This is a genomic window from Mixta calida, from assembly GCF_002953215.1.
In the GTDB taxonomy this organism is placed as follows: Bacteria; Pseudomonadota; Gammaproteobacteria; order Enterobacterales; family Enterobacteriaceae; genus Mixta; species Mixta calida.
This window is the reverse complement of the sequence record NZ_CP026378.1, coordinates 1,903,378-1,915,354: the sequence shown is the minus strand read 5'-3', so window position 1 is coordinate 1,915,354 and position 11,977 is coordinate 1,903,378. Positions and strand designations below refer to the sequence as shown.

General features: G+C 57.9%; 14 protein-coding genes. 10 read left to right on the top strand and 4 right to left on the bottom strand.

Annotated elements, in window-relative coordinates:
* The first annotated feature begins 96 nt into the window (after window positions 1-96).
* The 4 genes from C2E16_RS09050 to C2E16_RS09040 all read left to right on the top strand — a co-directional run bounded on the left by C2E16_RS09050 (window position 97) and on the right by C2E16_RS09040 (window position 3,977).
* Window positions 97-1,878, top strand: coding sequence for a sensor domain-containing diguanylate cyclase (locus tag C2E16_RS09050; protein WP_038626566.1), 1,782 nt, complete (start codon window positions 97-99; stop codon window positions 1,876-1,878).
* Window positions 1,879-1,983: 105 nt separating this feature from the next.
* Complete coding sequence (locus C2E16_RS20805; protein ID WP_167391851.1) at window positions 1,984-2,160, top strand: hypothetical protein; 177 nt, start codon at window positions 1,984-1,986, stop codon at window positions 2,158-2,160.
* Between the two features lie 111 nt (window positions 2,161-2,271).
* Window positions 2,272-2,811: an SRPBCC family protein gene (locus C2E16_RS09045; protein WP_038626567.1), complete on the top strand. Its 540-nt coding sequence runs from the start codon at window positions 2,272-2,274 to the stop codon at window positions 2,809-2,811.
* The gene (locus C2E16_RS09040; protein ID WP_038626568.1) at window positions 2,811-3,977 is read left to right on the top strand and encodes a zinc-dependent alcohol dehydrogenase; all 1,167 of its coding nucleotides are present in this window, start codon (window positions 2,811-2,813) and stop codon (window positions 3,975-3,977) included. The genes C2E16_RS09045 and C2E16_RS09040 overlap by 1 nt, the downstream gene beginning before the upstream one ends.
* A gap of 78 nt (window positions 3,978-4,055) precedes the next feature.
* On the opposite strand, the gene C2E16_RS09035 is transcribed toward C2E16_RS09040, so the two are convergent.
* From C2E16_RS09035 to C2E16_RS09020, 4 genes are all read right to left on the bottom strand, one after another.
* On the bottom strand, window positions 4,056-4,304 hold the full coding sequence (locus C2E16_RS09035) for a hypothetical protein (protein WP_038626569.1): 249 nt from the start codon (window positions 4,302-4,304) through the stop codon (window positions 4,056-4,058).
* 234 nt (window positions 4,305-4,538) lie between these two features.
* Complete coding sequence (gene lysM, locus C2E16_RS09030) at window positions 4,539-4,979, bottom strand: peptidoglycan-binding protein LysM (RefSeq protein ID WP_038626571.1); 441 nt, start codon at window positions 4,977-4,979, stop codon at window positions 4,539-4,541.
* A gap of 150 nt (window positions 4,980-5,129) precedes the next feature.
* On the bottom strand, window positions 5,130-7,127 hold the full coding sequence (locus C2E16_RS09025) for a M10 family metallopeptidase C-terminal domain-containing protein (protein ID WP_104951476.1): 1,998 nt from the start codon (window positions 7,125-7,127) through the stop codon (window positions 5,130-5,132).
* A gap of 493 nt (window positions 7,128-7,620) precedes the next feature.
* On the bottom strand, window positions 7,621-7,821 hold the full coding sequence (locus tag C2E16_RS09020) for a hypothetical protein (protein ID WP_038626572.1): 201 nt from the start codon (window positions 7,819-7,821) through the stop codon (window positions 7,621-7,623).
* 241 nt (window positions 7,822-8,062) lie between these two features.
* On the opposite strand from C2E16_RS09020, the gene C2E16_RS20800 reads away from it, so the two are divergent.
* The 6 genes from C2E16_RS20800 to C2E16_RS08995 all read left to right on the top strand — a co-directional run bounded on the left by C2E16_RS20800 (window position 8,063) and on the right by C2E16_RS08995 (window position 11,941).
* Window positions 8,063-8,218, top strand: coding sequence for a hypothetical protein (locus C2E16_RS20800; protein WP_167401664.1), 156 nt, complete (start codon window positions 8,063-8,065; stop codon window positions 8,216-8,218).
* A gap of 210 nt (window positions 8,219-8,428) precedes the next feature.
* On the top strand, window positions 8,429-9,016 hold the full coding sequence (locus tag C2E16_RS09015) for a YceI family protein (RefSeq protein WP_084969987.1): 588 nt from the start codon (window positions 8,429-8,431) through the stop codon (window positions 9,014-9,016).
* 168 nt (window positions 9,017-9,184) lie between these two features.
* On the top strand, window positions 9,185-9,961 hold the full coding sequence (locus C2E16_RS09010) for an MBL fold metallo-hydrolase (RefSeq protein WP_084969986.1): 777 nt from the start codon (window positions 9,185-9,187) through the stop codon (window positions 9,959-9,961).
* A 120-nt stretch (window positions 9,962-10,081) separates the two neighbouring features.
* Window positions 10,082-11,059: a GlxA family transcriptional regulator gene (locus tag C2E16_RS09005; protein ID WP_038626579.1), complete on the top strand. Its 978-nt coding sequence runs from the start codon at window positions 10,082-10,084 to the stop codon at window positions 11,057-11,059.
* Between the two features lie 120 nt (window positions 11,060-11,179).
* Window positions 11,180-11,503, top strand: coding sequence for a hypothetical protein (locus tag C2E16_RS09000; RefSeq protein WP_038626581.1), 324 nt, complete (start codon window positions 11,180-11,182; stop codon window positions 11,501-11,503).
* A gap of 216 nt (window positions 11,504-11,719) precedes the next feature.
* Window positions 11,720-11,941 carry a hypothetical protein gene (locus tag C2E16_RS08995; protein ID WP_038626583.1) on the top strand — a complete coding sequence of 74 codons (222 nt, stop codon included), beginning with the start codon at window positions 11,720-11,722 and terminating at the stop codon, window positions 11,939-11,941.
* Window positions 11,942-11,977 lie beyond the last annotated feature (36 nt).

Sequence of the window (11,977 nt, the reverse complement as noted above, 5' to 3'; positions counted from 1 at the left end):
CGAAAAGTAAAATTAAAGCAAAGACCCAACGGGCCGATAATTTGCTGGGTAGAATCACTCCTTTTTTAATTACCGTTCCGACGCCAGGCGGACAATATGCTTACCCAGATAACACAACAACTCAGTAAGCGGCGGGCAGCGCTGGAACTGTTGAAAAAAAACGATCGCTGCCGGGATGAGATCCTGAGCCAGTTTACGCAGCTGACCAGTCAGCTGCTGGGCATTCCCAGCTGCTTCGTCTCAATTCTTGATGAAGAGCGACAGTACATTAAAGCGGCTCAGCATTTTACGCTGGCGGAGACGACGCTGCAGCAGGCGTTCTGTCGCCATACGGTGCAGTGCGAAAAGATTCTGATTTGCCATGACACCCATCTGGACCCGCGCTTCAGCGATCATCCGCTGACGCGGGGCGCGCCCTTTATTCGCTTTTATGCCGGGGCGCCGCTGGTGTCGGGGGAAGATTACGTTATCGGCACGCTCTGCGTAACCGATACCAGGCCGCACGCCTTTAGCGCAGAGCAGCAGGCCACGCTGACCACGCTGGCGCGCCTGACCGCCGCCTTTCTGGATGCCTGGTACGCTAACGGCTACCTCGATACCGTGACCGGTTTGCCCAATCGTCAGCGGCTGATGCGCGACCTGGAGCTGAGCGCCGATACGTTCCCGCAGCACTCTTATCGGCTGCTGATGATTGACTGCATTGATACGCAGCATATTTTCGAAGTGGCGCGATCGCTCGGCATGGCCGCCTCGGAGGGGTTGCTGCGCGAGCTGACGCAGGTGTTGCATCAGCGGCTGAACGGCGTCAGCGAACCGTTGCTCTACACCATCAGCCACGGCCGCTTCGCGCTGCTGGCGCGCGACGACGACGAGCTGAACGCCCAAACCTGTAGCGAAAAGCTGCGCGGCATTAATGCGCGACTGAGCGACACCATCACGACAGACTTACAGGTGCGCGTCGGTGAAGTGCTGTTCTCTCCCCGTTCACTACCGCCGCGCGAAGCGGTGCGTCGCGCATTGAGCGCGCTGCATGAAGCGATTGCGCGCCAGACGCCCTGGCAGGCGTTCGACAGCGAATGCGACAGCCGACGCAACCAGGAGTTTCAGCTGCTGAACGACCTGGCGCGGGCGGTGCGCGGGCGCTACGGTCTTTATCTGGTGTTTCAGCCGAAAATTTGTCTGCATACCGGTAAACCGGTCGGGCTGGAGGCGCTGCTGCGCTGGAAACACCCGGTGGAAGGAGAGATTCCTCCGGGCCGTTTTATTCCGCTGGCCGTCGGCACCAGCCTGATGGCGGAGCTGACCGACTGGGTGATCGACAGCACCATCCGGCAGCTGCAGCGCTGGGCGGAAAAAGGCATTCATCTGCCGGTCTCGGTTAACGTCAGCGTCTCCGATATCTGCCGTCCCGGCTTCGCCGATCGCCAGGAGGAGCGGCTGCTGCGCTGTGGCCTGACACCGGAATATCTCGGCATCGAATGCCTGGAAACGGAAGAGATCCACGCCAGTCCGGATGCGCTGCACGGCTTCGATATGCTGAAGCTGCGCGGCTTTAAAATTTCGCTCGACGACTTTGGCTCCGGCTACAGCAACATCAGCTACCTGCGCCGCATCCCTATCGACATCATTAAGCTGGATCGCTCATTGATCAGCCGCCTGCAGCTTGACACCGCCAGCGACATTATCGTGCGCAACGTGATTAGCATGCTAAAGGATCTCGATTACGTGGTGCTGGCGGAGGGCGTCGAGGATAAAAGCACCTTTGAACTGCTGCGCCAGCTGGGCTGCGACGAGGTTCAGGGATTTTACTGCGCCGCGCCGATGAAAGCGGCGGCGCTGGAGAAGTGGCTGCGCCAGCAGAGTTATTACGCGCCTTAACCAGTACGCGGCGAATTGCGCCGGTTTGTTCTCCTTGTTTGCGCTTCTGTGCTATAGCTTTTACAACGCTATGTTCTGACAGGCCAAGGAAAAAGGGAGAATAAATTGAAAATATTTTACTTTATTGCGCTAATCGCCGCCGCGCTCTATTTATTTATCAATTTGCCGAAAGAGAAGCACAGACGCGAGCCGGTCGCTTACTGGGGCTGCTGGGCCTATCTGATCGCCTCCGTCATCTACTGGAGCTTTTTCAGTCTGCGGCACCACTTTCATCTCTTCTGATATTCGCCCCCGCGCCGCTCGTTGGCTCGGGGGCGTTTTATGTCGGGTAACGCAGGCTGTTACTCCCATTCACAGACTGAATCGCAACCGCTATTCACTACCGGAGGTCTTGTGAGTAAGAAAGCTCAAACGACTGGCACCCACGAGGCGCATGAAATTATGCTGCGCCGCTGGATCACCGTGGGCCAGCCCGCGGATCGGCTCTATGCGCTGTGGCGAGATCCCGCCACGCTGCCGCAGATTATGGCGCATTTCGCCGACATTACCGTGCTAAACGACGCTGAAGCGGAATGGCACGTCAAGGGGCCGTTGAAGAAAGGCTATCGCTGGCGCACCCGCATCGTCGATGAACAGCCCGGCGTGGTGATCGCCTGGGCATCGCTGGAGGGCGCCGACGTGCCGAATGAAGGCATGCTGCAGTTCCGCCCCGCGCCGGGCGAATGGGGCACCGAACTGACGCTGACGCTGCGCTTCAACCCGCCGGGCGGCAAGATTGGCAAAAAAGTCGCCTCCCTGCTCGATCTGTTCCCTAAAGAGCAGCTCAGCAAGGCGCTGCACCGCTTTAAAAGCCTGGCCGAAACCGGCGAAATCCCCACCCTGGACGGGCAGCCCGCTGGCCGTCACGACAGCCGCAAAGATGAGGAGGCGTAATGCGCGCACTATGCTGGAACGGCGTCAATGACTTACGCGTGGAGACCGTGGCGGACCCTGTGCCGCTCAACCCGCACGACGCCATTATCAAAGTTCGTTTAACCACTACCTGCGGTTCCGACCTGCACGTTATCGACGGGCTGATCCCAACCATGCGCGAAGGCGATATTCTCGGCCATGAATTTATGGGCGAAGTGGTGGAGACCGGCAGCGCGGTGAAAAACATCAAACGCGGCGACCGCGTGGTGGTGCCTTCATTTATCTCCTGCGGCTCCTGCTGGTACTGCCAGCACGAGCTGCCCTCCTGCTGCGACAACACCAACCCGCACTGGGAACAGGGCGAACCGGTCTTAGGTCACGCCACCGGCGGCATCTACGCTTACAGCCATGCGTTCGGCGGCTACGCCGGTTCGCACGCTGAATATGTGCGCGTGCCCTTTGCCGACAACGACTGTTTCGTGGTGCCGGACGAGGTCAGCGACGAACAGGCGCTGTTTCTGTCCGACGCGGCGCCGACCGGCTATATGGGCGCGGACTTCTGTAATATCCATCCCGGCGACACCGTGGCGGTCTGGGGCTGCGGCGGCGTCGGCCTGATGGCGATGCAGAGCGCCTGGCTGATGGGCGCGCATCAGGTGATCGCTATCGACCGTTTCCCGGAGCGCCTGGCGATGGCGCGCGAACACGCGGGCGCGATTACGCTCGACTACAGCAAGGCGGACGTGCATGAAGCGCTGCTGGAGCTGACCGGCGGCCGCGGCCCCGACAGCTGCATCGACGCGGTCGGCATGGAAGCGCGCGGCGAGGGGCTGAGCCAGGTTTACGATCGCACCAAGCAGCTGCTGCATCTGGAGACGGACGTGGGCGCGGCGCTGCGGCAGGCGCTCTACTCCTGCCGCAAAGGCGGCAATATCTCCATTCTCGGCGTCTATGGCGTGATGGATAAGTTTCCGCTGGGGCTGATGATCAATAAAAGCCTGACCATCCGCACCGCCCAGCAGCACGGCCAGCGCTATATGCATCGCCTGCTCGATCACGTGGCGAAGGGCGAGCTCAATCCGGCCTTTATGGCGACGCATCGCTTTTCGCTGGAAGAGGCGCCGCGAGGCTATGAGATGTTCAAGCACAAGGAAGATGGCTGTCTGCGCGCGGTCTTCGCGCCCTGAGTGAGTCTGACGATAAGGACAAAAAAGGGGACGCTGCGTCCCCTTTACTGTTTCCGCGCCGCGTAAACGCGACGGACATTACAGGCTGTCGGTCAGCTTATCGACAACAACCTTACCGTTGCTGTCGTGCTGGGTGATGCGGTAGTTAACTGGCCAGGAGCGGCGGCTGCAAAATTTATCGAACAGCGTGACCCGACCTTTCAGATGGCCGTCCGGCCCTTTAATCGACCATCTGGTGATCTCTTCCTGGCCACGGTTTTTCAACAGAATTTCTTCCACGCGTTCCAGCGTGTCGCTCTCATCAATTTCTAAGTGATCTCTTAACATTATGCTAACCCTCCGATTACGCGCCCCACTATACGCTTTTCGTAGATGCTAACAATCGAATTTTCTTATCGAAATAAGCGTTGGTTTTACAGGGTTAAAAGGCGGCATGAGGCTGGCGCGCGGAATATAAGATGCTGAAAAGGTTAGCGGTAGCGCTGGGCGAAAAAGAGAGCAAAAGCGGGTCATTCTGTGAAAGGCCAATAAAAAGCCCGCCGGACGGCGGGCCTGAAATGCTTACTGCGGAATACGCAGCGTCTGTCCCGGATAGATTTTGTCCGGGCTGCTCAGCATCGGTTTGTTCGCTTCAAAGATTTTATTGTACTCGTTGGGATTGCCGTACATCTCTTTAGCGATGGCGCTCAGGGTATCGCCCTTCTTCACGGTGTAGAAGCGGCTTTCCGCTGTGGGCTGCGCCACGGCGACTTTGTCGTCAACGCCGCTGATGCCGGCAATGTTGCCCACCGCCACCAGGATCTTCTCTTTCGCTTCCTGGCTCAGCCCTTCGCCGGTTACGGTCGCCTGGCCGTCTTTCACTTCAACCTGCACTTTATCCGCATCCGGCACGCCGGTTTTCTGTAAATGCTCTTTGATTTTAGCGTCCTGCTGTTCCGTGTTGTGCGTTACCGCATCCCACAGTTTCTCTCCTGCGTCCTTCACAAAGCTTAACAGACCCATGTAACCTCCATTTTTACGTTGAAAAACCTGATGTCCTTATAAGCGTAGCAGAGAGGATACTATTCAGCCTGAGCGGCAAAGTCGAGACCGCTCTGTTTATTTACACAATAAAATCAATGCGCATATTGGGATGCGCGGCGATATCGATGGTCATATCCGGGCGGCTGTCCCCGTCAGGTTAAGACTGAGATGGGTCAGATGGGTGTTGACATCCCAGAGCATCTGCATCTCGCCCAGCTTGCCGGTAAACTTCGAAGTGAAGTGCAGCGGATGCGCCGCGCTGTCGAGCGCCGACAGGTCAATCTTATCGCGCCCGCTGGCGAAATCACCGATCAGATCCCGCAGCGCCGGCAGCGAATCGCTGGCGCGCGTAAAGATAAACAGATCGTTGCCGTCGCCGCCGTAAAGCTTATCCGCACCGCCGCCGCCGTAGAGACGATCGATGCCCGCCCCGCCCTCCAGCCGGTCATTGCCATTTTCGCCGTACAGGATGTCGTTGCCGCTGCCGCCATAGAGCGCATCGGCGCCTTCGCCGCCCCAGAGCCGGTCGTTGCCGTTCTCGCCGTTCAGCGTGTCGTTGCCGTTGCCGCCGTAGAGCAGATCGTCGTTCTCGCCGCCATATAGCCGGTCATTGCCGTTCTCACCGTACAGCGTGTCGTTGCCGTTGCCGCCGTAGAGCAGATCGTCGTTCTCGCCGCCATATAGCCGGTCATTGCCGTTCTCGCCGTACAGCGTGTCGTTGCCGTTGCCGCCGTAGAGAATATCGACGCCTTCGCCGCCCCAGAGCCGGTCATTGCCGTTCTCGCCGTACAGCGTGTCGTTGCCGTTGCCGCCGTAGAGAATATCGACGCCTTCGCCGCCCCAGAGCCGGTCATTGCCGTTCTCGCCGTTCAGCGTGTCGTTGCCGCTCCCGCCATAAAGCAGATCGTCGCCCTCGCTGCCCCAAATCCGGTCGTTGCCGCCGTCGCCGTTCAGCGTATCGATGCCGTTGCCGCCCGTCAGCATGTCATCGCCGTTGCCGCCATAGAGCAGATCGTTGCCGTCGTCGCCATACAGCGCGTCGTTGCCATCGTTGCCGTAGAGGCGATCGCTGCCGGCGTTGCCGCGCAACAGGTTGGCGACGGCGTTGCCGATCACGGAATCGTTGCCCGCCCCGGCGATGGCGTTCTCAATCACCGCGCCGAGAGCGATGGAGACGTTGCCGATCAGTCCGCCGACGTTAGAAAAAGTCTGCGCATTCAGGTTAATCAGTTGGTTCTGGCCATAACGGGAGAAATTAAGCGTATCGTTGCCGCCCGCATCCCAAACCGAGAAAATCAACACGTCGCTGCTGCTGCTGGCGCTGTAGTAGTCGCGTCCGCTATTGGAGTCGAAACCGTACACGGTATTGCCGGTGCGCGTCGTCATATTGGCGCCGTAGAGGCGCTGAATGGCGGCGATATCATGCAGCAGCGGCGCGACGGCGTAGTGACCGTTAAACTTAGCGCCGGTATTGGTTTCGCTCCAGTAGCTCATCAGCGAATACTGGCGTGAATCCTCAACGTAGGTGGCGCTGGCGCTGTAAGAGATCACGCCGGTGCCGCTGTTGTAGTCGCCGGGATGGCTCAGCCCCAGCGCGTGGCCCAGTTCATGCGTTATCGTCTGACGGCCATACTCATATTTGTCGGGCGAGCGGATATTGCTGATGTTGTAATCAAACCACATCGATCCGCCCGCTTTACTGGTGCTGGGCAGATAAGCATAGGCCTGATCGTTCGCAGGCTGTCCATTAGAAAACTGGGTATAGTTGGCAAACGTCAGCCGTCCGCCCGACGCAACCTGGGTGAATTTAATGTTGGCCAGATCGGACCAGGCCTGTAACGACTGCATCGCCGCCGCCTGCTGCGCGCTGTTAAAGGCGACAATGCCTTTATCGCCGCGCGGGGAGGCCGTCGTCGTACTGTCGAGAAAGCTGAAGGTGAGCGCGACGGGCTTGTTGTAAACCTGATAGCCGTTCCAGCTCAGTCCACTGCGGGTGAGCTGTACCGCAGCCTGGCTGGTGCTGTAATGGTCGGTTGGCGCCGAAGCGTACCAGGTGCTGCTGGTTGCACTGGTTGTCGCCTGCGCGTCAGTATCAAACCAGGATTTGCGTGTTGCTTTTATAGTCAAGGGAACTCTCCGACATAAACGTGTTCTGAGAAGCCCGCATCGCCACGCGTCCTGACAGGGAGAGTGTATCCCTTCGCCTTTTGCAGCTTCCGAACGTAAAACGGTTCTGATGCCGTCGTTGACTACTATCGGCAAATTTTAAGGCCAACATCAGTGAATTGGCTTTAACGGTTACCGTTAAATCAAATCTCAATGTTATAGCCTAAACCTCACGTATTTTTTCAATCGGTGGAATAAACGCGCTTCAGCCGCGCAATTCTCTTTTGCGGGCTGAGTCCCCTTTGGCGCGCGCTTATTCGCCGCTGTGGTAAGGATCAGAGAAAATTTATTAAATACGCTCACAGCCAGCAGCGTCAGAGTATTACGGATAACCTGAGCCGTCTGCGTACGCTGACGGCAGGAATGGACGCCATGCAGGAGGCGGTAGCATACTGAAACCGCTTTCCGCGACCCCGGCAGACGTAACGGTCAGATGATGGGCCAGCGTCTCCGCTCAGGCGGAGACTTTACTGATTTGGGTAATCTCATCGAGACGATTTTGCATCTCTTTGATGTTCTGACGCAGGTTTTCATCTGCTTCGGTTGCGGTGCTTCCTTTTCCCGTTAACGTAAAGCGGTAGCCTGGCTGTTCGCAACTTGCCCGATACTCATAGCCGCCGTCAGCCGTTTGATGTTTCTCAATATTCAGATCCATTGTTCCCTCCTGTTGTTTCTTTAAATATAGCAAAGTCGGCGCGCGGCGACGGCGCGCGCCTCACCCCTTTTCCACGCCTGACGGCTGCCCCCAGCTCCTGCTTTCCCCTTAATTGCCCTTCCCGTTCACTTTTTTGCAGGAAAAGCGCAGCAAACCGTCAGGAAAGCGAAAATCCGCTCTGCGCCTGGTTTAGCGCGCATTTTTTTATCTTAGAATCGCCGCAACTTGCTGGAGGATGATAATGAAAAAACTGTTTATGCTGTTAACGGCGGCGCTGCTGACCGTCTCATTAAGCGGCTGCGTCTGGTGGGGCCCCGGCTGGGGCGGCCCAGGCGGCGGACATGGCGGCGGCGGACCGGGCGGCGGCCACTTTCACGGCGGCGGGCCGGGCCGCTAAACGGCGGCGCGGATTCCGCCCCTGTCCCGGCGCCTCAGGCCAGTTTCTGCTCCGTCAGCGGCTGGCCTGTTTTCTTATCTCAATATCAAACTCGCCTGCCGCCCGCCAACATCAAATTATTTGATAATCAAAAACAATTATCTTTGCTTTCCGTTCCGGCCAACAGCGACCACACTTACATTCCTTTTTAGTGACTTCAGGATCGTTGTTATGTCGAACATGAAAAAAATCGCCGCGCCGCTGGCGTTAAGTCTGGCGCTGTGGACGCAGTTCGGCCACGCCGCCGCGCAAACCTATCAGCTGAACCCGGAACATACTTCCGTGGTCATGAGCTGGTCACACTTTGGCTTCTCCCATCCTACCGCTGACATTTCTAACGCCTCCGGCACGCTGGTGTTTGACAGCGCCAACCCGGAAAAATCGAAGGTTGAAGTGACGCTGCCGATGGATACCCTCGATACCCATGTCGATGCGCTGAACAAAGAGTTTAAGGCGGGCGAATACTTCAACACCGGCACTTATCCGCAGGCGACTTTCCGCAGTACCCGCGTCATCAGCAAGGGCAACCAGCGCTATGATGTCCAGGGCGACCTGACCATCAAAGGCGTCACCAAACCTGTGACCCTGCACGCCACCCTGAACAAACAGGGCGAACACCCGATGATGAAAAAGCAGGCGATCGGCTTTGACGCTACCGGCACCGTGAAGCGTTCCGATTTCGGTCTGAAACAGTATATTCCGGCCGTAAGCGATGAGATCGCTCTGACCATCTCCACCGAAGCCTGGGCCGATAAATAAGCCTGTCAGCCCCACTGCGTTGGGGCTGTCACTACCAGCGAGGGCGGATTGACCCGATTCCATCGCTATTTGACTATCAGGCTACTCACTCTCGCTTTTCCCCCTCCCTATACTGCTTTCATCCCGACAGGCAATCTCCCGCGCTGTAATGTTTAACCGGAGTGAAAGATGAAACTGACGCAAATTCGTAACGCCACGCTGCTGCTTAACTACGCTGGGGTAAAATTTCTAATCGATCCGATGCTGGCTGACAAAGAGGCCTGGGAAGGTTTTCCGGGCACCGCACGCTCGCACCTGCGTAACCCGCTGGTTGCGCTGCCGCTGCCGCTTGAAACTCTGCTGGATGTGGATGCGATCATCGTCACCCACACTCACCGCGACCACTGGGATGAGGCGGCAGCGGCGCATATCTCCAAAGATATGCTGATTTTTACCCAGAACGCTGCCGACGCCGAGCTTATCCGCGCGCAGGGTTTTACCCGAATTCAGGTGTTAGAGGAACACAATACGTTTGCCGGCATCACCCTTATCAGAACCGACGGTCAGCACGGCAGCGATGAGGCCTATAGCAACCCGGAGATCGCCGCGCTACTTGGCGACGCCTGCGGACTGGTGTTCCAGCATCCTGATGAAAAAACGCTTTATATCGCTGGCGACACCATCTGGGTTAAATCCTATATCGACAGCCTGAACGCCTGGCGGCCTGATGTGGTGGTGGTGAACGCCGGTTTTGCTCAGGTTGACCATATCGGCGCCATTATCATGGGCAAAGAGGATATACTGCGTACGCATCAGGCGCTGCCGCAGGCGACTATCGTGGCGTCGCATATGGAAGCGGTGAATCACTGCATTCTGAGCCGTGACGAACTGCGTGAATACGCCAGCGAGCAGGGTCTCCAGGCGTGCCTGCGCATCCCGGCGGACGGCGAAAGCTGTTATTTTTGAGTCGCGCGTTGTTGACTGCCGTTGTCCGCATGCCTTAACCGTCGCCGCAGCTGCGTCTGCGGCTATATGTTTCTGCGCCCTCGCCCGTGAGTGAAGCGGCGCGACAACTGGAAAAGTGTTATGCCCGCTCCATCCGTCGCGGTAATCGCTACTGAGGGTTTCAGCCCATTTCATTTCTCGGTTCCCTGCATTATTTTTGGCCAGTCGATGCCGCAGCCGGAGCTGTTTCAGCTGCTTATCTGCGCGGAAAAAATCGGCATGGTGCAGTCTGATATCGGCATGTCGGTCAATGTAGAACGCGGGCTGGAGACGCTGGAGACGGCGGATATCGTCATCGTACCCTACTGGCATCATCCTACTGAAAGACCGTCGCAGGCCCTTCTTGACGCGCTGATCGCCGCTCACCGGCGCGGCGCGCAGGTGGTGGGTCTCTGTCTGGGAACCTATGTGCTGGCCTACGCAGGGCTGCTGGACAACCGGCGCGCGGCGACGCACTGGGAGCTGGAGCGTGACTTCACCGAACGCTTTCCGGCCGTCCAGCTGGATACCAACGCGCTCTATATCGATGACGAGCGGCTGATCACCTCGGCGGGCACCGCCGCCGGCATCGATTGCTGCCTCTATCTGGTGCGCAAGCAGTACGGCAGCGCGGCGGCTAATCGCGTCGCCCGACGCATGGTGGTGGCGCCCTATCGTGAAGGCGGCCAGGCGCAGTTTATTGAACATCCGGTGCCGGAAAATACGCGTGACAGTAAAATCAACGCGCTGCTGGATTACCTGCGGAATCATCTTCACCAGCCGCATAATCTCGACTCGCTGGCGCGTTTGGTCAATATGAGCCGCCGCACCTTTACCCGTCACTTTATTAAGGCGACGGGCATTTCCGTCGGCGAATGGCTGGATACGGAGCGTCTGCGGCGTAGCCAGGCGCTGCTGGAAACAACCGATCACAGCATCGAAGCGGTGGCGCAGCTGTCGGGCTTCCACTCGCCCGTTTCCTTTCGTCAGCGTTTCAAGGCCCGCTTCGATATTAGTCCCAGCGAATGGCGGCGCGCGTTTCGCGGCGGCCAGCAGGCAGGCCAGCCTGGCGACAGCTAAGGCTATTCCCACACAACATTCTCCCCGTTGTCCGCTGACGTAGTACAATAAAAACATTCCGCTTTTGCGGACATCGACCAGTCCTGTGCGATGCACATCTACGGCATTCAGGGAGTCATTTTGTCTTCATCAACCTTTATTCTGCGGCTTTCCCGTCCTGTCAGCGCTGATATGCTGGACGACCTGCGCGCGGTGTTTCCGTCCGACGCGACCCAGGTATTTATTAATGCGCTGGACGAAGGGAGCTATACCACCGTGGAGTGTTTACAGAGCGACGACACCTGCGCGCTGGCGGCCTCCGCCATCGCCCTGTGGCGTCAGCTGGGTCATATTCATCATCTCACCTGGCGGCACGGCTGGGAGTGCGGCGACGCCACCGACGCCAGCCAGCAAGCGCTGTTTCAGATGCTGAAAGCGCCCGGCGCGATTATGCATATCACCTGAACGCTTCCTGCCTTTTCCGCCACCGCCTTGCGGCGGATTCACCCTTCTCCTTTTCGGTGCGGCCCGCTGCCAGCAACAAGCGAAACGGTTAGCAAAATTTACCTTTAATCGTTATATCTCCTGATGCAGATCAATATTGCCGCCTCTGTAAGGAGAAAAGATGTTCTTAAGCCAAATTTTATTAATGATTGCCTGAACAGGCTTAAGGAGAAAACGATGGGCCGCTTACACGTTACCGCGCTGGAATTCGCCCGCTGCGTCGGCATGAAAGAAAGCGATTTTATTCGGGCGATCTGCAATCGCGGCGCCATTGAGGGCATCGCGCTGCCGGAAGCGTTGAATCACGATCCGCTTCCGCGCCGCCTCTGGCTGCGTGAAGATGTGCTGTTTTTTGTCCGGCGGCTGCGCCTCGTCAGAGCGCGTCGTTCACACCGCTAGCCAAAAAGCCGCGCGCGACGGGTTCGCGCGCGGCTT

Bases quoted from the DNA above. Each gene is read 5' to 3' on its own strand.
- C2E16_RS09005 (WP_038626579.1), top strand. From the start codon at position 10,082: ATGCCCGCTCCATCCGTCGCGGTAATCGCTACTGAGGGTTTCAGCCCA.
- C2E16_RS09020 (WP_038626572.1), bottom strand. From the start codon at position 7,821: ATGGATCTGAATATTGAGAAACATCAAACGGCTGACGGCGGCTATGAG.
- C2E16_RS20800 (WP_167401664.1), top strand. From the start codon at position 8,063: ATGAAAAAACTGTTTATGCTGTTAACGGCGGCGCTGCTGACCGTCTCA.
- C2E16_RS09015 (WP_084969987.1), top strand. From the start codon at position 8,429: ATGTCGAACATGAAAAAAATCGCCGCGCCGCTGGCGTTAAGTCTGGCG.
- C2E16_RS09035 (WP_038626569.1), bottom strand. From the start codon at position 4,304: ATGTTAAGAGATCACTTAGAAATTGATGAGAGCGACACGCTGGAACGC.
- C2E16_RS09040 (WP_038626568.1), top strand. From the start codon at position 2,811: ATGCGCGCACTATGCTGGAACGGCGTCAATGACTTACGCGTGGAGACC.
- C2E16_RS08995 (WP_038626583.1), top strand. From the start codon at position 11,720: ATGGGCCGCTTACACGTTACCGCGCTGGAATTCGCCCGCTGCGTCGGC.
- C2E16_RS09050 (WP_038626566.1), top strand. From the start codon at position 97: ATGCTTACCCAGATAACACAACAACTCAGTAAGCGGCGGGCAGCGCTG.
- C2E16_RS09010 (WP_084969986.1), top strand. From the start codon at position 9,185: ATGAAACTGACGCAAATTCGTAACGCCACGCTGCTGCTTAACTACGCT.
- lysM (WP_038626571.1), bottom strand. From the start codon at position 4,979: ATGGGTCTGTTAAGCTTTGTGAAGGACGCAGGAGAGAAACTGTGGGAT.